At 62.7% G+C, this 21,205-nt stretch carries 21 protein-coding genes; 11 read left to right on the top strand and 10 right to left on the bottom strand.

The genetic code is table 11. The features are described from left to right. Positions 1 to 4 precede the first annotated feature (4 nt). The gene (locus tag KVP70_RS13805) at positions 5 to 1,759 is read right to left on the bottom strand and encodes an allantoate amidohydrolase (protein WP_217942798.1); all 1,755 of its coding nucleotides are present in this window, start codon (positions 1,757 to 1,759) and stop codon (positions 5 to 7) included. 197 nt (positions 1,760 to 1,956) lie between these two features. Further along, positions 1,957 to 2,895, bottom strand: coding sequence for a LysR family transcriptional regulator (locus KVP70_RS13800; protein ID WP_217942797.1), 939 nt, complete (start codon positions 2,893 to 2,895; stop codon positions 1,957 to 1,959). 223 nt (positions 2,896 to 3,118) lie between these two features. On the opposite strand from KVP70_RS13800, the gene KVP70_RS13795 reads away from it, so the two are divergent. The 5 genes from KVP70_RS13795 (at position 3,119) to KVP70_RS13775 (ending at position 9,495) form a co-directional block, all read left to right on the top strand. Next, on the top strand, positions 3,119 to 4,357 hold the full coding sequence (locus KVP70_RS13795) for a urate hydroxylase PuuD (RefSeq protein WP_217942796.1): 1,239 nt from the start codon (positions 3,119 to 3,121) through the stop codon (positions 4,355 to 4,357). A 14-nt stretch (positions 4,358 to 4,371) separates the two neighbouring features. After that, positions 4,372 to 5,997 (top strand): HAL/PAL/TAL family ammonia-lyase, encoded by a 1,626-nt coding sequence (locus tag KVP70_RS13790; RefSeq protein WP_217942795.1) that lies wholly within the window; start codon positions 4,372 to 4,374, stop codon positions 5,995 to 5,997. 188 nt (positions 5,998 to 6,185) lie between these two features. Then, complete coding sequence (locus KVP70_RS13785) at positions 6,186 to 7,487, top strand: NCS2 family permease (protein ID WP_217942794.1); 1,302 nt, start codon at positions 6,186 to 6,188, stop codon at positions 7,485 to 7,487. A gap of 88 nt (positions 7,488 to 7,575) precedes the next feature. After that, positions 7,576 to 8,439, top strand: a complete 864-nt coding sequence (locus KVP70_RS13780) for an outer envelope protein (RefSeq protein WP_217942793.1) — start codon at positions 7,576 to 7,578, stop codon at positions 8,437 to 8,439. Between the two features lie 174 nt (positions 8,440 to 8,613). Continuing rightward, the gene (locus KVP70_RS13775) at positions 8,614 to 9,495 is read left to right on the top strand and encodes a PEP-CTERM sorting domain-containing protein (RefSeq protein ID WP_217942792.1); all 882 of its coding nucleotides are present in this window, start codon (positions 8,614 to 8,616) and stop codon (positions 9,493 to 9,495) included. A 28-nt stretch (positions 9,496 to 9,523) separates the two neighbouring features. On the opposite strand, the gene KVP70_RS13770 is transcribed toward KVP70_RS13775, so the two are convergent. The 5 genes from KVP70_RS13770 to KVP70_RS13750 all read right to left on the bottom strand — a co-directional run bounded on the left by KVP70_RS13770 (position 9,524) and on the right by KVP70_RS13750 (position 13,739). Beyond that, on the bottom strand, positions 9,524 to 10,579 hold the full coding sequence (locus tag KVP70_RS13770; RefSeq protein WP_217942791.1) for a GGDEF domain-containing protein: 1,056 nt from the start codon (positions 10,577 to 10,579) through the stop codon (positions 9,524 to 9,526). A gap of 93 nt (positions 10,580 to 10,672) precedes the next feature. Continuing rightward, complete coding sequence (locus tag KVP70_RS34875) at positions 10,673 to 11,485, bottom strand: beta/gamma crystallin-related protein (protein WP_304515518.1); 813 nt, start codon at positions 11,483 to 11,485, stop codon at positions 10,673 to 10,675. Between the two features lie 92 nt (positions 11,486 to 11,577). Continuing rightward, entirely contained in the window at positions 11,578 to 11,988 is a 411-nt protein-coding gene (locus tag KVP70_RS13760) for a type 2 periplasmic-binding domain-containing protein (protein ID WP_217942789.1), read from the bottom strand. A 15-nt stretch (positions 11,989 to 12,003) separates the two neighbouring features. Further along, positions 12,004 to 13,158 (bottom strand): hypothetical protein, encoded by a 1,155-nt coding sequence (locus KVP70_RS13755; protein WP_217942788.1) that lies wholly within the window; start codon positions 13,156 to 13,158, stop codon positions 12,004 to 12,006. 122 nt (positions 13,159 to 13,280) lie between these two features. Then, positions 13,281 to 13,739: an Lrp/AsnC family transcriptional regulator gene (locus KVP70_RS13750; RefSeq protein ID WP_217942787.1), complete on the bottom strand. Its 459-nt coding sequence runs from the start codon at positions 13,737 to 13,739 to the stop codon at positions 13,281 to 13,283. 126 nt (positions 13,740 to 13,865) lie between these two features. Here KVP70_RS13750 and KVP70_RS13745 point away from each other — a divergent pair, with 126 nt between their 5' ends. Then, complete coding sequence (locus KVP70_RS13745) at positions 13,866 to 14,153, top strand: ACT domain-containing protein (RefSeq protein WP_217942786.1); 288 nt, start codon at positions 13,866 to 13,868, stop codon at positions 14,151 to 14,153. Here the strand turns inward: KVP70_RS13745 and KVP70_RS13740 are convergent. Beyond that, the gene (locus KVP70_RS13740; protein ID WP_217942785.1) at positions 14,150 to 15,448 is read right to left on the bottom strand and encodes an NCS2 family permease; all 1,299 of its coding nucleotides are present in this window, start codon (positions 15,446 to 15,448) and stop codon (positions 14,150 to 14,152) included. The two genes, KVP70_RS13745 and KVP70_RS13740, sit on opposite strands and share 4 nt — an antisense overlap. A 136-nt stretch (positions 15,449 to 15,584) precedes the next feature. Between KVP70_RS13740 and KVP70_RS13735 the strand changes: the two genes are divergently transcribed. Genes KVP70_RS13735 through KVP70_RS13725 form a run of 3 tightly spaced genes read left to right on the top strand, consistent with a single transcriptional unit; the run spans position 15,585 to position 19,020 of the window. Continuing rightward, positions 15,585 to 15,938 (top strand): STAS domain-containing protein, encoded by a 354-nt coding sequence (locus tag KVP70_RS13735; RefSeq protein ID WP_217942784.1) that lies wholly within the window; start codon positions 15,585 to 15,587, stop codon positions 15,936 to 15,938. After that, entirely contained in the window at positions 15,935 to 16,903 is a 969-nt protein-coding gene (locus KVP70_RS13730; RefSeq protein ID WP_217942783.1) for an MBL fold metallo-hydrolase, read from the top strand. Before KVP70_RS13735 ends, KVP70_RS13730 begins: the two co-directional genes overlap by 4 nt. Positions 16,904 to 16,911: 8 nt before the next feature. Continuing rightward, positions 16,912 to 19,020: a CHASE2 domain-containing protein gene (locus KVP70_RS13725; RefSeq protein ID WP_217942782.1), complete on the top strand. Its 2,109-nt coding sequence runs from the start codon at positions 16,912 to 16,914 to the stop codon at positions 19,018 to 19,020. A gap of 4 nt (positions 19,021 to 19,024) precedes the next feature. Here KVP70_RS13725 and KVP70_RS13720 read toward each other — a convergent pair whose 3' ends face one another. Then, complete coding sequence (locus tag KVP70_RS13720; RefSeq protein WP_217942781.1) at positions 19,025 to 19,615, bottom strand: OmpA family protein; 591 nt, start codon at positions 19,613 to 19,615, stop codon at positions 19,025 to 19,027. A 3-nt stretch (positions 19,616 to 19,618) separates the two neighbouring features. Continuing rightward, the gene (locus KVP70_RS13715; protein WP_217942780.1) at positions 19,619 to 20,071 is read right to left on the bottom strand and encodes a FecR family protein; all 453 of its coding nucleotides are present in this window, start codon (positions 20,069 to 20,071) and stop codon (positions 19,619 to 19,621) included. A gap of 40 nt (positions 20,072 to 20,111) precedes the next feature. Between KVP70_RS13715 and KVP70_RS13710 the strand changes: the two genes are divergently transcribed. Both KVP70_RS13710 and KVP70_RS13705 read left to right on the top strand, forming a co-directional pair. Continuing rightward, positions 20,112 to 20,531, top strand: coding sequence for an ATP-binding protein (locus KVP70_RS13710; RefSeq protein ID WP_217942779.1), 420 nt, complete (start codon positions 20,112 to 20,114; stop codon positions 20,529 to 20,531). 28 nt (positions 20,532 to 20,559) lie between these two features. Next, positions 20,560 to 21,201 (top strand): FABP family protein, encoded by a 642-nt coding sequence (locus KVP70_RS13705; protein WP_217942778.1) that lies wholly within the window; start codon positions 20,560 to 20,562, stop codon positions 21,199 to 21,201. The last annotated feature ends 4 nt before the right edge of the window (positions 21,202 to 21,205 follow it).

The following is a 21,205-nucleotide window of genomic DNA, read 5'->3' as shown; positions in this document are numbered from 1 at the left end:
GCAATTACTTGGTTTTGAACTGGCGCAGGAAGTCCAGGAAGATCTGGGCCGATACTTCGGCGTCGTCGGCGGTCATGGTTTCGAGCGGGTTGTGGCTGATGCCGCCGTTGCCGCAACGCGTGAACAGCATGGCGACGTCGGTCATGCGGGCCAGCGCCATGGCGTCGTGGCCGGCGCCGGACGGCAGTTCGAATACTTCGACGCCGGCGCGCTCGGTGGCGGCGGCGAGTTGCTTGACCAGCCAGGGCGCGCATGGCGCGGCGGGGGCCTGCATGATCTTGGTGATCTTGAGGCCGATCTGGCGGCGCGCGCAGACGGCTTCCGCTTGATTGAGGATGTCGGTGACGGCGGCGTCGCGGGTGGCGTCGTCGGCGGCGCGGATATCCAGCGACAGCTTGCAGGCGCCAGGAATCACGTTGACCGAACCGTCCGGCACGTGGAGCTGGCCGACGGTGCCGACCAGCGAGCGTTCACGTCCGCAGCGGTCTTCCACATACAGCACGATCTCGGCGGCGGCAGCCGCGGCATCCTTACGCATGATCATCGGCGTAGTGCCGGCGTGGCTGGCAAGGCCGGTCAGCTCCAGCTGGAAGCGGCAGCTGCCGGCGATCGAGGTGACCACGCCGGTCGGTAGGCCTTTACCCAGCAATACCGGGCCTTGTTCGATGTGGACTTCGACGAAGGCCAGCACGTCTTCCGGCTTGCGGGCTACCGATGCGATCTTGCTGACATCGTGGCCAGCTGCGGTCAGGGCGTCGCGCATGGTGATGCCTTGAGAATCGGCCTTATCCAGCAGCGCCATGTCGAACTGGCCGATGACGGCGTTGGAACCGAGGAAGGTGCTTTGATAGCGCACGCCTTCTTCTTCCGAGAAGCCGATGATCTCCAGGTCGAACGGCAGGCGTTCGCCGCGTTCATTGAGGTGCTTGACCACGGCGATCGGCAGCAGGATGCCTTCACGGCCGTCATACTTGCCACCGTTGCGGACGGTGTCGTAGTGGGAGCCGGTCAACAGGGCCTTGGCGCCCGGCTTGTCCGACTTGTAGCGGCCGACGACATTGCCGACCGGGTCGATGGATACTTCCATGCCGGCTTCCTTCATCCACGTCGCCAGCTGGGTGGCGGTTTTGCGGTGGGCGTCGGTCATGTAGGCGCAGGTGAGGTTGTCGGCGTCGTCGCTCCAGGCGCCGATGGTTTCAGCCCATTGCATGATGGTCGGACCGAATTGCAGGTCCACCTGCAGCAACGCGTTCAAGCGCATCTCGGCGATGCGGCCGATCTGGCGCAGGCACTCGGCCAGTTCATCATCGCGCTGCGAACGCAGGCGGCGGCTGAAGGCGGCTGTGATCTCGTGGCGCGTCAGGCCGTTGCCGGTCGGGCCTTTGACGGCGAGGATGAAGGGGAAACCGAATTTGGCGTTGTAGTCGGCGTTGAGCTTATGCAGCGTCGCCAGTTCGTCGGCGGAGCAGTGGGTCAGGCCGGCCTGCGCCTGTTCGCCGGTCGATTCGGCGGTCAGTTCACCGGCGAGGGCAGCTTTGCCAGCCAGCTCCGGGTGGGCGCGCACCAGGCCCAGTTGTTCGGCTTCGGCGGCTTTCTGCACCACGCCTTGCAAGGCTTGCTTCAGTGCGGAGAGGGTGGCGAATGGGCGCTGCGCGGCGGCGCGCTCCGGTATCCACGGCGAGTGTTCGTACAGGCCATGCAGCAGCTGGGTGAATTCGTCGGCGCCGCAGCGGTTCAGGTGATCTAGTGTGATTGTCATTGTTGTGCAGGCGGTGGCCCGTCTCCTCTTGGTATATGAGGAATGATATATGGCGAGGGAGGCTGTTATATACGCCCGCAGCCATAATCGCATTCAGCCGGGGCTTATGGAGAGTGTTGTGGGCGTGCCACGGGTTCACCCCGCACACCGTTGGCAGGGGGTCTGACCCCAAGGGGTCAGACCCCATCGTCTTGGGGTCATCTCGCGGTCAGCGCTTGCGCGGCCTGCGTGACCTGGTCGCGCAACCACTTGTGCTCCGGCGCCTGGTGCACGCGCTCGTGCCACAGCTGGTAGAAGCGCATCGTCGGGAAGCGCACCGGCACCGTGAAGGTCTTGATCGGCAGGTTGCGCTCGTAAAAGCGCAGGTACTGGCGCCCGGTGGTGAGCACCATGTCGGTCTGCGTCAGCATGTAGGGAATCAGGCTGAAATACGCGGATTCCACCACCACATTGCGCTGGTAGCCCTGCTGCGTCAGGAAGGAATCGATTACGCCATGGAAGCCGGGCAGCGTGGGCGAGGGCGCCACGTGGGGCAGGCTCAGATAATCGTCTAACGTCATGTCGTTGGAATCGGTGCGCTTGGCATAGGGCGCGTCGGCGCGCATGGCGCAGATGATCGGGTCTTCGAAGAGGCGCGACAGGTGCAGGTGTTCCGGTGGCTGCTCCCAGTTACCGATCAGCAGATCGAGTTCGCCGTCGGACAGCATGCGGATCGCGTCCACTTCGGCGCCCAGGCTGTGGATGATGACGCGGCTCTTGGGCGATTCGCGTCGCAAGCGCGCCACAACGTTGGGCAAAAATTGAATATCAAGGTAGTCCGGCGCGCCGATGCGGAAGGTGCGTCCTTCCTCCTTCGAGGCGAAGGGCGTCTTGTGCAGGAACAGCTGCCCCACCTCGTCGAGGATGCGTTTGGCGGGCGCCTTCAGGCTCTCGCCGTGCTGGGTCGGCACCATGCCGCGGCCGCCGCGCACCAGCAGCGGATCGCCTGTGAGCTCGCGCAGTTTTTGCAGCGAGGCCGAGATGGAGGGCTGCGTTTGATCCAGTTTCATCGCGACGCGTGAAACGTTTTTTTCGCAGAGGAGCATGTACAGAATGCGTATGAGGTGCAGGTCTAAGTGGTCGGGAAGTTGTGCCATGATGATCGATCTATAACGGTGAGCCTATTTTTAATATACGGCTACTGCCATACGAAAAGCCAGAATTAGTTTTATCGTTCGTCCCAGACCATGCGTGATCTGCGTGTGGCTTTCAAGCGGTCGCAGCGGAGCTTTCAACAGTTCGCGGCCAAAAGGGAAATCATCCCAATCGTCTGGAGCGCCCGCGGTGGCAGACGAGCTTAATCCAATCATTGGGGACAACATGGAATTGCTCGCTTACGGCGTGGACTGGCTCAATCTATTGGTGCGCTGGCTGCATCTCATCACGGGGATCGCGTGGATCGGCGCATCCTTCTACTTCGTCTGGCTCGACAACAGCATACGACCACCGAAGCCGGGTTCCGACCTGGCCAAGAAGGGCGTGTCCGGAGAATTGTGGGCCGTGCATGGTGGCGGTTTTTACAATCCGCAGAAGTATCTGGTGTCGCCGGCCGAGCTGCCGTCGGACCTGCACTGGTTTAAATGGGAAGCCTATGCAACCTGGATCTCGGGCTTCTCGCTGCTGTTTATCGTCTACTACTTCAACGCCTCGGCGATGATGATTGATAAGTCGGTCGCGGACCTGTCGCAGCTGCAGGCGATCGGCGTGGGCCTCGGCTCGCTGCTGGTGGGCTGGCTGTTCTACGATACGCTGTGCCGCTCGCCGCTGGGCCAGAAAGATGGCCTGCTGGGCATCATCATGTTCGTGTTCATCGTCGCGATGGCCTATGTGCTGACCAAGTTCCTGAGCGGCCGCGCCGCCTACATCCACGTTGGCGCCATGATCGGCACCATGATGGTCGGTAATGTGCTGATGCTGATTATTCCTGGCCAGCGCAAGCTGGTGGAAGCGATGGAGCAGGGTAAATCGCCTGATCCTATCCACGGCAAGAAGGCCAAGCAGCGCTCTGTCCACAACAACTACTTCACGCTGCCGGTCCTGCTGATCATGATCAGCAACCACTATGCGATGACCTACAGCCATGCCTATAGCTGGGCGCTGCTGGGCGCGATCATCGCCGCCGGCGTGCTGATTCGTCACTTCTTCAACCTGCGCCATCACGGCAAGACCGCGTGGCAGTTCCCTGCGGCCGGTGTCGCGATCCTGGCGGCGGTTGCCGTGGTGATTGCGCCTCGTCCTGCTGCGGCTCCTGTGCCTGCCATCGTCGGCGACACCGCCGGTGAGGCACATGCCAGTGTTGCTGCACCTGACTTCAACCGTGTGCAGGCCATCGTCAGCCAGCGTTGCGTCAGCTGCCACGCCGCGCAGCCTACGCAACCCGGCTTCGCCACCGCGCCGGCCGGCATCAAGTTCGATACGCCTGAGCTGATCCGCCAGAACGCGGCCAAGATCAACCAGCAGGCTGTTGTCCTGAAGGCTATGCCGATCGGGAATATGACCAACATCACGCCAGAAGAACGCTCCGAACTCGGTGCTTGGTTCTCCGCCGGCGCCAACTGATAAGAAGACAGATCATGACTACTACCACCATCAACGGTTTCAACCTGACCGCGGCGCAAGTCGTCGCCGTCGCCCGCGACCACGCCATCGAAGTGAACCTGGCCGCCTCGTCGCGCGCCGCGCTGAAAGAAAGCCGCGACTACATCGAGTCGACCTGGATGCACGACGAAGCGCCGATGATGTACAGCTTTAACACCGGCGTCGGCATGTTGAAGGACACCCGCGTCAAGGTGCAGGACATCGTCCTGTTCCAGACGCAGCTGATCAAGGCCCACGCCTGCGGCATGGGCGAGCCGTTCTCCGAAGAAGTCAGCCGCGCCACCATGCTGTTGCGCGCCAATGCCTTCGCCAGTAACTACTCCGCGCCGCGCGTGGAAGTGGTCGACCGCCTGCTGTCCTTCGTCAATGCCGGCATCCACCCGATCATGCCGCAGAAGGGCTCCGTCGGCGCCTCGGGCGACCTGGCGCCACTGGCCTACCTGGCGGCTGCCATCGCCGGCTTTGAAGAAGCGGAAGTGATGTACAAGGGCCAGCGCATGTCGGCCCCTGACGCGATCCGTGCTTCCAACGTCGGCCCGGTCGTCTTTGAGCTGAAGGCCAAGGACGCATCGGCTCTGATCAACGGCTGTACCGTCTCGCTGGCGGTGGCGCTGCTGGCCGCTTCCGATGCGCGCAATATGCTGTCCGATGCCTGCCTGTCGCTGGGCCTGACGCTGGAAGCGATGCGCGCCGAGATGTCGGCCTTCGATCCGCGCATCCACGAAGCGCGTCCGCACGCGGGCCAGATCAAGACCGCCGCCATCATCCGCGACCTGCTGGACGGCTCCACCCGCACCACGCACGAAGCGCGCGCCGTGCAGTTCCCGGAAGAGCTGCGCCGCACCGACATTCCGTACACGGCCCGCATCCAGGACGTGTACTCGCTGCGCTGTGCGCCGCAGGTCTACGGCCCGGTGTTCGATGCGCTGGACTACATCGACACCATCCTCGACAAGGAAGTGAACTCCGCCACCGACAACCCGCTCATCTTCGGCAAGGACGGCGGCGGCTTCGAGATCATCTCGGGCGGTAACTTCCACGGCCAATACCTGGCGCAGGCGATGGACCTGCTGGCGATGGCCGTGGCGGACCTGGGCAGCATCGTCGAGCGTCGCGTCGCGCGCCTGATCGATCCTACGCTGTCGTGGGGCCTGCCGCGCAACCTGATGTCCGGCGTGCGTGGTGTGAACACCGGCTATCCGGTGATGCAATGCTCGCTCAGCTCCCTCGTGATGGAGAACCGCACGCTGTGCATGCCAGGCAGCGTCGACTCGATTCCGGCCAAAGGCAACAGCGAGGACCACGTGTCCAACTCCACCTGGTGCGCGCGCAAGGCCGCAACTGTGGTGTCGAACACACAGTACATTGTCGGCGTAGAAATGTTGCTTGCCTCCCAGGCGCTGACGATGACAGAAAATCTGCTGCCCGGTTTTGTGCTCGGAAAGGGTACGCAGGCGGCCTACGAATCGGTGCGCGCGCAGATCCCTGCCTGCCTCGACGGCGACCGCTGGCTGCACAACGACCTTGAAGTGGCGCGCTCCTTCATTGTGACAGGCTCGGTGCGCAAGGCCGTGGTATCGAAAATCGGCGAATTCGTCTAGGAGGTTTAGAACGGGGCTACGCCGCATTCAAATGCGGCGCGCCCCGGCTGTTATAGGTGATAACAGATAGCAGGTATGCCACGGAAGCCATTTCGTGACGTGGCCCCTGAGATAAGGTCTAGTCGATTGTTCCCATGTTTAATCGGCGAATGACCAATAAGCAGTTAAAAATAGAACACGGAGACGTTATGTTAATTTTAGAAAAATTCTTCAAGCTGAAAGAGAATGGGACTGATGTGCGCACCGAACTGGTGGCAGGTCTGACCACATTCCTGACGATGGCTTACATCATCTTCGTCAACCCCTCCATCCTCGGTGACGCCGGCATGCCCAAGGGCGCCGTGTTCGTCGCCACCTGTATCGCGGCCGCCCTGGGCTGTTTGATTATGGGCCTGTACGCCAACTATCCGATTGCCATGGCGCCGGGCATGGGCTTGAACGCCTACTTCGCCTATGTCGTGGTCAAGGGCATGGGCATGCCTTGGGAGATGGCGCTGGGCGCGGTCTTCATTTCCGGTTGCCTGTTCTTGTTCGTCAGCGTCTTCAAGCTGCGGGAGATGATCGTCAACGGCATTCCGCATTCGATCCGCACCGCCATCACCGTTGGCATCGGCTTATTCCTCGGCCTGATCTCGCTGAAAAGCGCCGGCATCGTCGTCAGCAGCCCGGAGACGCTGGTGCGCGTGGGCGACCTGCACAAGGCGCCTACCTTGCTGGCCATCGTCGGCTTCTTCATCATCGTTGCGCTGGACCGCCTGAAGGTCAAGGGCGCGATCCTGATCGGCATCCTGGCCGTGACGGTGCTGAGCTTCTTCGTCGCCGGGAATACCTTTAACGGCATTATCGACACGCCGCCTTCGCTGGCGCCGACCCTGTTCAAGCTGGATTTGATGGGCGCGATTTCGGTCGGCCTGCTGAACGTGGTGCTGGTGTTCTTCCTGGTCGAACTGTTCGACGCCACCGGCACGCTGATGGGCGTGGCCAACCGCGCCGGCCTGCTGGTCAACGGCAAGATGGAACGCCTGAACAAGGCGCTGCTGGCCGACAGCTGCGCCATCGTCACCGGCTCGCTGCTGGGCACTTCCAGCACCACCGCCTACATCGAAAGCGCCGCCGGCGTGCAAGCGGGCGGCCGCACCGGCCTGACCGCAGTCGCCGTCGGCGTGCTGTTCCTGGCCTGCCTGTTCATCTCGCCGCTGGCCGGCGTGGTGCCGAGCTACGCCACGGCGCCTGCGCTGCTCTATGTTTCCTGCCTCATGCTGCGCGAACTGGTCGACATCGACTGGTCCGACACCACCGAAAGCGTGCCAGCCGCCATCGCGGCGCTGACCATGCCGTTCACGTACTCGATCGCACTTGGCGTGGCGTTCGGCTTCATCTCCTATGCGGTGCTGAAGCTGTTGACCGGCCGTGTGCGCGAAGTGCGTCCAGTGATCTGGGCGATCGCTTGCGTGTTCACCTTCAAGTTCGTCTACCTCGGCGCAGGCTGAGGAACTAACCCCAACGACTGCCTCCTTACCGGCGCGCCCTGACGGTGCCGGCGGGGACAGTCACGTCCTACAATATGGAAAAACTAAAATGAAAACGAGACAAATTCCACAGCTGGTATGCATCGCCTTGTTGAGCCTGGCCGGATCGGTTCACGCCGCCGACTGGAGCGACACCTCCGTCAGCTGGCGTTACGGCAACGACTATCGCGAGCCGTTCAATCCGAACGACATCTCCAAGAACATCCTGGCGCTGACCCACGTCAGCGGCTACAAGTACGGCACCAACTACTTCAACGCCGACTTCCTGATGTCGGACAAGAACGACCCGGCATCGCTGACGCAGAAGTCCGGCGCCAACGAAGCCTACATCCTGTACCGCAATACCGTCGACCTGAGCAAGGTGACCGGCACCGACTACAAGTTCGGCCCGGTGCGCGGCCTGGGCATCACCGCTGGTTTCGACGTCAACACCAAGAACGACGTGGGCTACAACTCGCGCAAGCGCATGTTCGTGCTGGGGCCGACTTTTATGTGGAACGTGCCGGCCGGTCACTTCAATACCAGCCTGCTGCTGCTCAACGAAAGCAACGCGCCGAGCGGCGCCTTCCCGCCGATCTCCACCGTTACTGGCCGCTATACCTACAAGACGCATGCGATGCTGTCGTCGGACTGGGGTATCCCGCTGGGTTCGCTGTGGGCCTTCGAGGGCTATGCCAACTTTATCGCATCGAAGGGCAAGGACGAGGTGGGCAGCGATACCGGCGCCGAGACCAATATCGACATGCAACTGATGTTTGACGCGGGCGCCGCAATGGGCCACGCCAAGAACACCTTCCGCGTCGGCGTCGAGTACCAGTACTGGCACAACAAGTTCGGCAATACCTCGGCCACCACCGGCGGCCAGGGCTATGTGGCGAAGACGCCGATGATAAGGGCTGAGTACCACTTCTAAACGGTCTGGACCGGAGACGCGAAGGGCGACCGTTGGTCGCCCTTTTTTTAGTGTCGGCTAGGCTTACAGTGCGCCGCCGGCGCATGCACGGCAAACATGGCAGGGCAGTCTCCACGGCGCATGGAACCGAATTTGCTTCTTCTGGTGCGCAGCAACCACAACCAGGCGATAGGCATGAAACATTCCCAAACGAAGGTGTTTTCTGTGAAGCGCGGCGGGTGGCGTGGCATTTTGCTTTTGGCGCTGGCGGGCATCGGCCTTGCCGGCGCGGCACAGGCGGCTCCGGTCCACGTGAGCGACGGCTTGTTCGGCCCGGCAGAATGGATCGTCTCGGCGACGAACGGCGCGCCGCCCCGGCCCACCGTGAGTTCCGCCAGCTTCACCGTCGGTGCGCCGGGCGGCACGCGTTTCTATGTGGAGCAATCGACCAGCGGAGCGCCGGGTTCAACGCTCGGGCACACGCTCAATTTGATGTACGACCTGGGCAGCTTTACGTCCGCCGGGGCAGGCGGGCAGTTCATGGATGTGTTTTTCCAGAACGGCAGCACGGACTATGTCGTGCATATCAGCGACAGTGGTATCCAGTCGTTTGAAAAAAGCCACGCTGTGCGATCGCCGGTCGACGCCGCGGGTGGTTTCGATCTGAGTTCGCCATTCTGGTCCGCGCTCGACGCCGACGATCTGGCGCTGGCCAGGTTCCATGCAGGCGCAAGCTTCGGTTCCAGTCCGAACTATGCGACGCCACACTTCATTGTTGAATTTGACTTGTCCGTCGATACCACCGGAAGCGCCACGCCGTTGGCGCCGCTGCCGCCGGACGGCCTGTATAGCCCAGCGCCGTCGTTCTGGTCCGGCTCGTTTGGCGGGGCGGGGCGCAGCACGATCGTGGTCGGCTCGGCCGTCTTCAGCCTCAGTAGCAACGGCACGACGGTGGTCAATCCTGTGCTGGGGCCAGGCGGCCTGCCCGTTTTGCAAGCGATACCGGAGCCTGGCACCTTGTTGCTGCTGGCGGTGGGCCTGCTCGGCTTGATCGGCCCGAGCCGTCGTCGTCAATGATGCTGCGGTCGAGGATCTGTTCACCGGCTCAGGCGGCGGCCTGCATGCCGCCTGCCAGCACATAGCGATTCTTGCCGTGCCGCTTGGCGAGATACAGCGCCTCGTCGGCTCGCTTGTAGCTGACCGACAGGTCGCTGTCCCTGTCAAACTCGGCAATGCCGATGCTGACCGTGCGCGGTGGATGCGTCGCTGCCCGTACGCCGTCCAGCAGCGCAGCGGCAAAGTCCAATGCGTCCGCAGCCTCGCCATGGAACAGGACGCCGAATTCCTCGCCTCCCAGCCGGCCGCACAGATGACCCGCACCCAGCCCGGCAAGCACCTGCGCTGTGTGGATCAGCACGTCATCGCCGGCGTCGTGGCCCAACGTGTCGTTGATCTTCTTGAAGTCGTCGATGTCTATCATCAGGAAAAACAGCGGCAGTGGCGAGGGTAGCAATTGCATGCGGCGTACCTCCAGCGTGAATTTGCGCCGATTGTTCAAACCGGTGACCAGGTCCTTGAAGGCCATTTCCGCCAACTCGCGCCGGGCGCGGTGGCTGCGCACGCGCAGGTTCAGGAAATAAGCGTGTAAATAGATCGCCATGGCAAAGCTGCTGCCCATGACCAGCAGCGCAAGATTGAACGTAAGCTGCCCCGGCTGCGCGGGAAAATTGCCTACCGTTAGTATCAGCCACACGGCGACGGCTGCGCCGATGTAATTGATCATGCCGCCGAAGATGGGGGCGGCCGACAGCGTCAACACCGTGCCGACCGGCAGCACCCAAAACGTCGGGTCCGGACAGTAGGCCATCAGCAGGCGGAAGGCAAACGCGGTGGCAGTGGTGCCGATGATGCCGGAGACAACCAGCGACTTGACGGAGCCGGCCCGTAGCGAGATGACAAGGCTGAGCAGCATGCCCGGCACGCCGAACAGCAGGCTGGCGTGCAGCGACTGTCCGCCGGCGGCCAGCAAGATGGCGGCCGCGAGCCAGCTCACCAGTCCTACGCTTTGCGAAATGATGGTCACCGGCCGTAGTTCGGAATAGAACTGCTGCTGTTCGTCGGTGTCGCCGCCGTAGTAGGAATAGGGTAGTAGCTTACGCATGCAGTCTCTGGGCCGGCCCATTGGGGGGCTTGAGTATACTTGTTGTTTGCCCACATCCCCCTAAATTTGCGAGAAGTGGGCAAATCTCCAGCATTACATGCGTGGTTCGCCGGTCCTGGCGTTGACCGCGATGGTCTGACCCGGGGCTGTGCTCATCTGCACGCGGTGTTGCTGGCCGCGATAGTTATACGTCACGTCCCAGTATTCCGGCGTCGGGTTGCTGACGTTTTCGCAGCGGCGCACATCGCGCGCATAGCTCTGCGAGTTGCTGTTGTTGGCCATGTTGTTGCCGATGGCCGCGCCAGCTACTGCGCCGCCGGCCGTGGCCACGTCGCGTCCGGTACCGCCGCCCACCTGGTGACCCAGGATACCGCCGATCAGCGCGCCGGCGATGACGCCACCGACATTGTTGCCGCTGCGGGCCGGTTCAGTCACTTGCTGGCGTTCGACCCAGCAGCGCTGTTCCGGCGTGCCCACCACGGCTCGTACCGAGCTGATCGGCACTTCAATCACGCGCTCGCTTGGACGGCGGCGGTATTCATAGGTGGGCTGCGGCAGCGGCGCCGGCGCTTCGTTGTCATAGCGGTCGCGACGGCCTACCGGGCGCACCGAGGAGATGCGGTCGTTCATGCCCATGCCGCCCAGCGACTCGTAGCTGCCGCGGCGCAGCACCATGCAGTTGCCGCCGAAGTTGGCGTCGTCGCAGACTTCCCACTGGCCGCGTTCGACCACCACCGACGAGGCGCGGTCGTTGAAACCGGTGCGCGAGAAGTCATTGACCGGGCGGTTGGCGGTGAAGGTACGGCCGCGCCAGCCGTCATGTTCGTAAAACGTGATTTGGGCCATGGCTTGCGACGTCAAAGTCAGTGCGGCGAGTGCGATGGCGAGTTTCAGGGGCTGGTTCATGTTCATCCTTTTATAGTTGTTCGAGCACCTGCACAATGCGCCGCTTCCGGCGCTCCATCTGTGCGGTCGACAACATAAGCGGATGGCGGGTCTCAGGGCAGGCTCAGGATGACTTTGACGCTGTCGTCCACGGCGGACTTTTCTATGTAGCCGATGGCGTTGATGTCGGCCGCGATGGCCTTCTTGACCTCGGCCGTCGAATGCAGCTCGGCCGGCATCACGCCCTTGCCGGTGAAAATGATCTTGGCCCAGGCGGCCTTGACCTGGGACACATCCTTGCCGGACAGCTTTTGGTAGAACTCGGCGCGTATCTGGGATTTTTCAGCCTGGTCCAGGGGCACGAACATATTGGATTTGCCCAGGAAGAACTGCGACGCCTGATCTGAGAACATGCGGCTGGCAGGATTCTTGGGATTGACCACCACCACGATTTCCATCGCAGCCACGGTATTGCACACAAACGCGGCGCAGATTAACGCCGTCGCTACTTTAAGTTTTCTCATAAGATGCCCTCCGCATTAAAAGACGATTTGCCAGGAGGCCGACAGCAGCTTGGCATCGCCGGTGAACTGGAATTTGGATTTATCGTTGATCTTATCAAATTGCACCTTCAGCGCCTGCGAGGTGGTGTAATCCCAGCGATAACTCAGAGAGGTGGTGTCGTGTTTCTCGGTGCCGTCCGGCCAATAGGCGGCCCGCTCCTGGAATTGCGACCAGGAAATCATGAATGTGTGTTTATCCATCTTATATCCGCCGGAATAAGACTGCGCGGTATAGGTGTTTTTAACCGACGGTCGGTTAATATAGTTAATCTCGCTGCGCAGTAGCCAGTTCTTATAATCCATATTCAAGGACACACCATAGAACGCCTGGCCGACATCGTTGACGAAATCGCCGTTCTGGCCGGTCATGACCAGCGAACGCACGCCGTTGACGACGGCATAGCGTTCGACCACGGTATGCATATAGACCCCGCGCAGGCTGAAGATGTCGTTGCTGGCGTCGATATAGCCGCCGATCATCTTCTTCCAGCTTTCGTCGATCCGGGTCGAATAGTAGAGATTTCCCAGCAGTTCGTTGTCGCTGGTCTTGCGGCGGCCGATCCAGACGTTGCCGGTGTAGGTCCAGTCGCCAACGTTGTTGGTGTAGAGCAGGTTGGCGCCGTCGTAGGAGTAGATTTGCCATGCGTACAGGTCCTGCGAAGGCCGCAGCCACGGGTAGGCGTAGCCGACGTACATATAGTCCGAGTAGTAGTACAGCGGCAAGCGCTTGCGGCCGACCTGCAGGGTCAGGCTGTCCGAAATCTTGTAGCTGCCATAGGCCCAGTCCGCATTGACCGAACTGTCGGCGCCGCGCGCGACCAGTTGCACCGTGGCGGACAATTCGGGCGTGAACTTGAAATTACCCTGCACGCCGGCCAGCGATTCCGGACGCAGGTCGGTCTTATGGTATTCGTAGACACCGGCATATTCATAATTGCCGGTAAAGCAGGGACATTGGTAGCTGTATCCCGGCTTGGCATTAAGTTGATAGGGAATGGGGCTGTCGGAGTTTCCGCTTAAAGCCCGGCCGACGGTTAATTGCGCAAATCCGCTGAAACTGCTGTCGACCGCATAGGCGGAGGATGAAAGGATGGTCAATGTTGCTAATGCGGAAATTTTAGCAATTTGCATCGTGCTTCCCCTTTTATTGAATATTCTATTTTCAATTTACTATCGAAAAAATAAAAGGGCAAGGCTAAAGGCTAAAGTGTCTTATTTGGGTATTGAGTATTTTTCAATGTTAATAGATCATTTTAAGGTTCGACCGAATGCGCGCGTTTCAGGCAACGCAGCACGAAGGTGGAACGGCTGTGGCGCAGGCCGGGAAGTTTGTATAGTTTGCGGCGCAGGAATTCCTCGTAGCCGGCCGTACCGGCCACGGCCACCTTGATCAGGTAATCGTATTCGCCGGTCAACAGGTAGGCTTCCATCACTTCCGGCAAATCCGCCAGCGCCTGGCCGAATTTCTCGAAGATGTCGTCGTCATGGCGGTCCAGCGTGACCTCGATGATGACGGTGTCCGGGTAGCCCAGCGCCTGTTGGCTGAGCAACGCCGTGTAGCCCTCGATCAGGCCGCCGTCCTCCAGGGCGCGCACGCGGTTCCAGCACGGCGTGGTGGACAGGCCGACCTTTTCCGCCAGCTTGGTGTTGCTCAGGCGTCCGTCACGGCGCAGTTCGCGCAAAATACGGCGGTCCAGTTCGTCGATTTCCATGTCGCAGAGTCCTGAAAGATGATTATTCCCCATATTTTACATGGGATGGGATGATCTTCTTCATTGGGCTGAATATCGAGCAAAACAAGGAAGCCTATTTTGCCGGCTCCCGGATATTCTGGTTGCATGAATACCACACAAAAAAGCTACCGATTTTGCATCGAGCCGGACGATCCCATCGCCACCCTGGAAGCGGTGCTGGCGATCGTGCGCCGCTTGGGACTGGAGTTGCGCAGCCTGCGCACGACCACGCATCCACAAGGCGTGGACGTGCAGATAAGGCTGGCGGCCGAGGACGAAGACCCGCTGACGTTGTGCCGCATGCGGCTCAACAACGTGGTTGGCATCTTGGCGGTGCGGGAGATGCCGACGCTGGTGGCATCCCCGGAACGGCTGGCGGCAGGCCGCGCCTAGGCCGTCAGGTAGGCGTACTTGAACAGGAACAGCACGGCGATCACCCACACCACCGGCTTGACCTGACGCGCCTGGCCGGTCAACAGTTTCAGTCCGGCGTAGGTGATGAAGCCAAAGGCGATGCCGTGGGCGATGGAGTAGGTGAACGGGATCACCAGCGCGGTGATGGCAGCCGGTACGCTCTCGGTGGTGTCGCTCCAGTCGACATCGACCAGGTCGCGCAGCATCAGGCAGGCGACAAACAGCAGCGCCGGCGCGGTAGCGTAGGCCGGCACCACACCGGCGATCGGCGCCAAGAACAGGGCCGCCAGGAACATCAGCGCCACCACCAGCGCCGTCAGGCCGGTGCGTCCGCCCGCCTGCACGCCGGCCGCGCTTTCCAGATAGGCCGTGGTGCTGGAGGTGCCGAGCATGGAGCCGGCGACAATTGCGCAGCTGTCGGCCAGCAGCGCCTTGTTCAGGCGCTTCATCTTGCCGTCGACCAGCAGGCCGCCGCGGCTGGCGACGCCCATCAGCGTGCCGGTGGCGTCGAACAGTTCAACCAGGAAGAACACCAGCACCACGTTGAACAAGCCCAGCGAGGCGGCGCCTTTCAGGTCGAACTGGAATAGCGTCGGCGCCAGTGACGGCGGTAGCGACATGAAACCGTGGAAGGTATTCCCGCCGAAGAAGAAGCTCATGACAGTCACCACCACGATGCCGATCAATAGCGCACCCGGCACCCGCAGGCGGTCCAGCGTGACGATCAGCAGGAAGCCGAAGACGGCCATGATGGTCTGCGGCTTGTGCATATCGCCCACGCGCACCAGCGTTTCCGGGCTGGCGACCACCAGGCCGGCGCTCTTCATCGCGATCAACGCCAGGAACAAGCCCAGGCCCACCGTGATGGCCACCCGCAGCGAATGCGGTATGCCGTTGACGATCAATTCCCGCACCTTGAACACGCTCACCAGGATGAACAGGCAGCCAGAGATGAACACCGCGCCCAGCGCCGACTGCCAGGGCACGCCCATGCCCAGCACCACGGCGTAGGCGAAGTAGGCGTTCAGGCCCATGCCCGGCGCCATGCCGATCGGGTAGTTGGCGTACAGGCCCATGATGATGGTGCCCAGCGCCGCCGCCAGGCAGGTGGCGACGAACACGGCGTCCTTCGGCACGCCGGCATCGCCCAGGATGGCGGGGTTGACGAAGATGATGTAGGCCATCGTCAGGAAGGTGGTAATGCCCGCGACCACTTCGGTCCGAACGTTGCTGCCATGCTCAGTGAGCTTGAAAAATTTGTCGAGCGGCGACATGCGCGTTCTCCCTTGTAGCGTCGAGGCCGAAGAATATCATGTACAGGCGATTCTCCTAGGAATTGCTTCTTGCACTAAAAGATGTAAAAATGGAAAAAATCACCATTCCCACCCGCACAGCGCACAGGGCACCATTATGGAACTTCAGCCGCAGCAAGCCGGCAGCACCGTGGTGCTCAGCCCCGCCGGTCGTATCGATCATACGCATGCCGATGCCTTCAAGCTAGCACTCGATCCGCACTTGCGCGACTGCAGCAAGGATGGCGCAGCGCTGGTGCTCGATTTCAGCGGCGTCAACTACATCAGCAGCATAGGCTTGCGCGCGCTGATGTTGGCCATCAAGCAGGTCAAGGCGCAGGGCGGGCGCATGGTGCTGGCGGCGCTGCAGCCGCTGGTGCTGGAAGTGTTCACCATCAGCCGCTTCGACATGCTGTTCGAGATCTTCCCTGACCGCGCCGGCGCGCTGGCAGCCGTGGGTGGCGCTTCATGAAAGCGCGCATCTGGGGCGCGCGCGGTTCGCTGCCGGTGGCGCTGAACCACAAGCAGATCCGCTCCAAGCTGGTGACCGCGCTCGAAGGCGCCATCGGCCGCAACCTCGACACGCCGGAGAAGGTGGCGTCGTACATCGACAACGATCTGGGCTTCGATGTGCGCGGCACCTATGGCGGCAATTCCAGCTGCGTGGAGGTCGAGGTGTGGGAGCCGGACACCGTGCACGAACACGTCATCCTTGACCTGGGTTCCGGTGTGCGCGCGCTGGCGGGCGCCAAGCTGGCGCGCTATGGCCCGGCCAAGCCGCAGACCTACCATGTGTTCATGTCCCATCTCCATTGGGACCACATCATGGGCTTCCCGTTCTTCACGCCGGCCTACATACCGGGCAACCGCATCATCATCTACGGCTGCCACGAGGAGCTGGAAACGGCCTTCCGCCGCCAGCAGGAGCCGATCAGCTTCCCGGTCGGCTTCCATCAGCTGGGCGCGACTATCGAGTTTGTCCAGATGGAGCCGGGCGTTCCGCTGCGCCTGCACGACCTGACCGTGACCGCCAAGCTGCAACTGCACGCGGGCGACTCCTATGGCTACCGCCTGGAACAAGGCGGCAAGGTCATGATCTACAGCACCGACTCCGAGCATAAGCTGGACAACGCGGCCGAGCGCCTGGCCTTCGTCGAGTTCTTCCGCGATGCCGACCTGGTGATCTTCGACGCCATGTATTCGCTGGCCGATTCGATATCGGTGAAGGCCGACTGGGGTCACTCTAGCAACGTGGTCGGCGTCGAACTGTGCCAGTTGGCCGGTGTGCACCAGCTTTGCCTGTTCCACCACGAGCCCATCTACGACGACGCGCAGATCGCCCGCGTGCTGGCCGAGACGCGGCGCTATGCCGAAATCACCGGCGAAGCGCCGCTGGAAATCGTCTCGGCCTACGACGGCATGGAAATCGAACTGTAAGCGCGGCCATGCTGCTCCGCTTGCAAACCCAAGCCCTGGGCGGCGTACGCGCAGGCCAGGGCAGGCCGCTGGCGCTGGTGCTGGCGTGCCTGCTGGCGATGGCGCTGGCCGCTGGCGGCGACGGCCTGCTGCCGCAACTGCGGCTTGCCTTGTTCAACGCCTACCAGGTCCACTTTCCGCGCCAGCGTGCATCGGGGCCGGTCCAGATCATCGCCATCGACGAAGCTTCGCTCAAGGAGTTCGGCCAGTGGCCGTGGCCGCGCACCCGCTTGACCGAGTTGATAGAGCATATCAACGCCCAGCAGCCGCTGGCCATCGGCCTGGATATCCTGATGCCGGAGCCGGACACCACCTCGCCCGAGGCCCTGGCCGCGCGCTTGCCCGCCGGCCCGCTGCGCGACAGCCTGGCGGCGCTGCCAGCGTATGACGACGTGCTGGCGGCGGCCATGCGGCGCGCGCCGATCGTGCTGGGCGCGGCGGGTTTTGCCCATCCCGAAGCCGGCACCAGCGATGCGTTGCGCGTGTGGCCGGTGCATGTGAATTGGCCGGCGTCGTCGCTGCCGGTGATGCGCTTCCCGCAGGCGATGTCCAGTTTGCCCTTGCTGCAAGCGGCATCCAGGGGGCAGGGCCTGCTGTCGGTGAATCTCGAAAAGGGCATCGTGCGGCGCGCGCCCCTGGTCGGGGCAATTGGCGACACGCTGGCGCCGGCGCTGTCGATGGAACTGCTGCGCGTGGCCACCGGCAGTTCCGCGCTGGAGATCGAGGCCGACGCCGACGGCGTCCACAGTGTGTCGGTTGGCGACCTGCGTGTGCCGACCGCGCCGGATGGCACGGTGTGGGTCAATTTTTCAGCGCCCGCGATGGACCGCTACATCTCGGCGCTGGACGTGATGCGCGGCCGGTTGGCCGACGGCGCGCTGCAAAACAAGATCGTCATCGTCGCCATGACCGGCCTGGGACTGACCGACTACAAGACCAATGCCCGCGGCGACTTCATGCCCGGCGTGGACACGCATGCCCAGATGATCGAGAGCTTCTTCGATGGCACCTTCCTGCGTCGCCCCGGATGGATGCGCTGGGCCGAGGTGGCGACGTTCGCCGCGTGCAGCCTGCTACTGGTCTGGCTGCTGCCCAAGCTGCGCCTGTTGTTGGCAGTGCCGCTGGGTGGCGCGCTGGTGCTGGGCGTGTATGGCGTTGGTATGTTGCTGTTTGCGCGGGCCGGATTGTTGTTCGATGCGACCAGCGTGGTGTGCGCCGTCGTCCTGGTCGGCCTCAGCCTGTTGACCAGCATGCTGGCGGCGGCGGTGCGCGACCGCAAGCACAGCGATCGCGCCTTGCAGGTGGCCCGCGTCTCCGCCGCCAAGACCGCCGGTGAACTGGGCGCGGCGCGCCGCATCCAGATGGCGACGCTGCCGCAGGCCGCGCTGTCCTTCCCCGGAGAGCAACGCTTCTCGCTGGAGGCCTTGCTGGAGCCTGCGCGCGAGGTGGGCGGCGACCTGTACGATTTTTTCATGCTGGATCGCGACCGCCTGTTCTTCATGGTCGGAGATGTATCGGGCAAGGGGCTGCCGGCCAGCCTGTTCATGGTGGTGGCGAAGGCGCTATCGAAGAGCATCGCGCTGCGCGGACCGTCGGAAATGGCCGCCATCATGAACGGCGCCAATCGGGAGCTGACCCGCGAGAATCCCGAGATGCTGTTCGTGAGCAGCGTGGCGGGGATTTTGGACGCGTCCAACGGCCAGGTCTTCCTCTGCAACGCCGGTCACGACGCGCCGCGCCGCCTGACCGTGGATGGCCGCGTCGAGCACCTGCAAGCGGCGGACGGCCCGCCGCTGTGCGTGATGGACGATTTCGAATATCCGGTCCAGCACTACCAGCTACAGGCCGGCGAGTGCCTGTGCCTGACCACCGATGGCATCAACGAGGCCATGAACGAAGCGGGTGACTTGTATGGCAACGAGCGGCTGGACCGCTTGCTGGCGGCGTTGCCAGCGGCAGCGGCCACGCCGGCTGCCTTGGTGCAGGCGGTGCGCGACGATGTGCGCCTGCACGTGGGTCAGGCCGAGCCCTCGGACGACCTGACCTTGCTGGTGCTGCGCTGGAATGGCGCGGCTTGATGGCTCAGCGCACGCGGATCTCGACGCGGCGGTTGCGCGGCTCGTCGACGCCGTCGGCGGTAGGCACCAGCAGCTCACGTTCACCGCGTCCCTGCACGGCGATACGGTCGGCGTCGATGCCCACTTCCACCAGGATGCGCTTGACCGTGGCCGCGCGCCGCAGCGACAGCTGGTCGTTGTAATCCTGCTTGGCGACGGTGTCGGTATGGCCGATGACGATGATCTCCGGAGCGGGGCGCGACACCAGTTGCGCCTTGACCTCCGCCAGCCGCGCCGCCGATTCCGGCACCAGCGTGTCGGTGTCGGTGACGAAGTACAGCGTGAACACGGCGGCCCGCTGCGGCATGGCGGTCAGCGTGGTGGCGTAACGCTTGCCGATGTCGGCCCCGTTGCCGGCGCTGACGCTGGCGCCTTTGCCATCGATCGCTGCGGTCTGGTAGGGTTGGTCGAGCACCGTATCGACGCCGGCGGTGGTGATGATCACGGCGCTGGCCTTGCCGTCCTGGCTGGGGAGCAGGGTGATTTGCTCGGTCGGGGTGCGCTGTTGCTGCGAGACGGCGGCCAGCAGGCAGACGATCCAGATCAGCATGGTCATGCCTTACTCCCCATCTTTGACGTCGATGACGAATTCGGTGCCGCGCACTCCCAGGATGGAAGTCGGGGTGCGGAACTGCACCGCGCCCGGCGATTGCTTGGAGAGCTTGCCGGAAATGACGCCCAGGGTGCCGCGCTTGACCGTGGCATTGAGCACGCCTTCATGCGAGGTCGGATCGAAAGCGTATTTTTCAAGCCACACGTTGCTGTTCGGGCCCACCGCCAGCAGCGTCTCGTCGCGCAGCGTGATGCCGACGCTGCCATCGGCGCCGGTGACCACGCGGTCGCTCGCCATCAGCGCTGCGCCGGTGCTGGCCGGGGACTGTTTGCCGGCGTGCTCTATGGAGGCTATGCCCTTGGTGGTCTTGATCATGCCCGCCGGTTGTTCGGCGGCGCAGGCGCCGCCCAGTGCGAAGATGGCGGCAATGGCGGCGACGGCGGCTTTTAAGTGACGCATGATTCTTCTCCTGAGATGAGCATTCCGATAATATGCTCGAATGGACAGAAAAGAAACCGGTATTGCGCACCTGTTGCGGTTTCCGGCGCGGCTGGATGCGGTCTCCGGCGCGATGTCGTTTGCTGCGATGGCGCTTCAACAGGCTGGCCTTGGGCCGGGCGTGGTCGCGCGCGCCGAATTGATACTGGAGGAGCTGCTGCGCAACAGCATCCTGCACGGCCACGGCGGCGACAGCGCCCATTCCGTGTGGGTCGGCGTGGCTGGCGCGCTGCTGGTGTACGAAGATGAGGCACCGGCCTTCAATCCGCTCACGCAAGGCCCGCCGCCGCCCGATCCTGCGCGGCCCATCGAGGAGCAGGCCGTAGGCGGCGTCGGACTGCTGCTGATACGCCAGTTGGGCGGCGCGGTGGCCTATCGCTACCATGAAGGACGCAACCGCATCGAGATCGCCTTACAATAGTGGCTATCACCAACCACCAGGATTATGCATGAGCGAGTTTTCCAGCGATATCTATACCGAGCCTACCCCGATCGACGTCAACACCCTGGATAACCTTGGCCCGCTGGCGCCGATGGCGGGCATCTGGAAGGGCGAGCGTGGCCTCGACATCAAGCCGAAGGCGGATGGTCCGCGCAAGCAGGCCTACGTCGAGCGCATCGAGTTGCAGCCTATCGATCCGGTCACCAACGGTCCGCAGCTGTTCTACGGCTTGCGCTACCTGATCATCATCAACAAGCCTGGCCAGGCCAAGACCTACCACGAGCAGGTTGGCTACTGGCTGTGGGAGCCGGCCACCAGCACCGTGATCCAGACGCTCGGCATCCCGCGCGGGCAGATCGCCATGGCCTCGGCCGTGGTGGCGCCGGACGCGAAGGAGTTTGAACTGGTGGCGCGGCTGGAATCCGATACCTACGGCATCCGTTCCAATCCCTTCCTGGAGTACGGCTTCAAGACCGTCGAGTACCGCATCAAGGTCACCATCAATGATGACGGCACTTGGGGCTACGAGGAGGACACCGTGATGATGATACGCGGCCAGGAAGAACCGTTCCACCACGTCGATCGCAACCTGTTGTTCAAGGTGTCCGAACCGCTGCCGAATCCACAGGCGAGCGGCATCCCCGCCTGATAGC

It is taken from the genome of Duganella violaceipulchra (assembly GCF_019166075.1).
GTDB classification, from domain to species: Bacteria; Pseudomonadota; Gammaproteobacteria; order Burkholderiales; family Burkholderiaceae_D; genus Rugamonas; species Rugamonas violaceipulchra.
Note: the sequence above shows the minus strand (reverse complement) of the source record. Positions and strands in the feature narration are given on the sequence as shown.

Excerpts from the sequence above, each read along its gene's own strand:
- KVP70_RS13720 (WP_217942781.1), bottom strand. The coding sequence starts at position 19,615 with ATGACCATGCTGATCTGGATCGTCTGCCTGCTGGCCGCCGTCTCGCAG.
- KVP70_RS13730 (WP_217942783.1), top strand. The coding sequence starts at position 15,935 with ATGAAAGCGCGCATCTGGGGCGCGCGCGGTTCGCTGCCGGTGGCGCTG.
- KVP70_RS13745 (WP_217942786.1), top strand. The coding sequence starts at position 13,866 with ATGAATACCACACAAAAAAGCTACCGATTTTGCATCGAGCCGGACGAT.
- KVP70_RS13760 (WP_217942789.1), bottom strand. The coding sequence starts at position 11,988 with ATGAGAAAACTTAAAGTAGCGACGGCGTTAATCTGCGCCGCGTTTGTG.
- KVP70_RS13775 (WP_217942792.1), top strand. The coding sequence starts at position 8,614 with ATGAAACATTCCCAAACGAAGGTGTTTTCTGTGAAGCGCGGCGGGTGG.
- KVP70_RS13800 (WP_217942797.1), bottom strand. The coding sequence starts at position 2,895 with ATGGCACAACTTCCCGACCACTTAGACCTGCACCTCATACGCATTCTG.
- KVP70_RS13805 (WP_217942798.1), bottom strand. The coding sequence starts at position 1,759 with ATGACAATCACACTAGATCACCTGAACCGCTGCGGCGCCGACGAATTC.
- KVP70_RS13705 (WP_217942778.1), top strand. The coding sequence starts at position 20,560 with ATGAGCGAGTTTTCCAGCGATATCTATACCGAGCCTACCCCGATCGAC.
- KVP70_RS13770 (WP_217942791.1), bottom strand. The coding sequence starts at position 10,579 with ATGCGTAAGCTACTACCCTATTCCTACTACGGCGGCGACACCGACGAA.
- KVP70_RS13725 (WP_217942782.1), top strand. The coding sequence starts at position 16,912 with ATGCTGCTCCGCTTGCAAACCCAAGCCCTGGGCGGCGTACGCGCAGGC.
- KVP70_RS13715 (WP_217942780.1), bottom strand. The coding sequence starts at position 20,071 with ATGCGTCACTTAAAAGCCGCCGTCGCCGCCATTGCCGCCATCTTCGCA.
- KVP70_RS13750 (WP_217942787.1), bottom strand. The coding sequence starts at position 13,739 with ATGGAAATCGACGAACTGGACCGCCGTATTTTGCGCGAACTGCGCCGT.
- KVP70_RS13710 (WP_217942779.1), top strand. The coding sequence starts at position 20,112 with ATGGACAGAAAAGAAACCGGTATTGCGCACCTGTTGCGGTTTCCGGCG.
- KVP70_RS13755 (WP_217942788.1), bottom strand. The coding sequence starts at position 13,158 with ATGCAAATTGCTAAAATTTCCGCATTAGCAACATTGACCATCCTTTCA.
- KVP70_RS13780 (WP_217942793.1), top strand. The coding sequence starts at position 7,576 with ATGAAAACGAGACAAATTCCACAGCTGGTATGCATCGCCTTGTTGAGC.
- KVP70_RS34875 (WP_304515518.1), bottom strand. The coding sequence starts at position 11,485 with ATGAACCAGCCCCTGAAACTCGCCATCGCACTCGCCGCACTGACTTTG.
- KVP70_RS13790 (WP_217942795.1), top strand. The coding sequence starts at position 4,372 with ATGACTACTACCACCATCAACGGTTTCAACCTGACCGCGGCGCAAGTC.
- KVP70_RS13785 (WP_217942794.1), top strand. The coding sequence starts at position 6,186 with ATGTTAATTTTAGAAAAATTCTTCAAGCTGAAAGAGAATGGGACTGAT.
- KVP70_RS13795 (WP_217942796.1), top strand. The coding sequence starts at position 3,119 with ATGGAATTGCTCGCTTACGGCGTGGACTGGCTCAATCTATTGGTGCGC.
- KVP70_RS13740 (WP_217942785.1), bottom strand. The coding sequence starts at position 15,448 with ATGTCGCCGCTCGACAAATTTTTCAAGCTCACTGAGCATGGCAGCAAC.
- KVP70_RS13735 (WP_217942784.1), top strand. The coding sequence starts at position 15,585 with ATGGAACTTCAGCCGCAGCAAGCCGGCAGCACCGTGGTGCTCAGCCCC.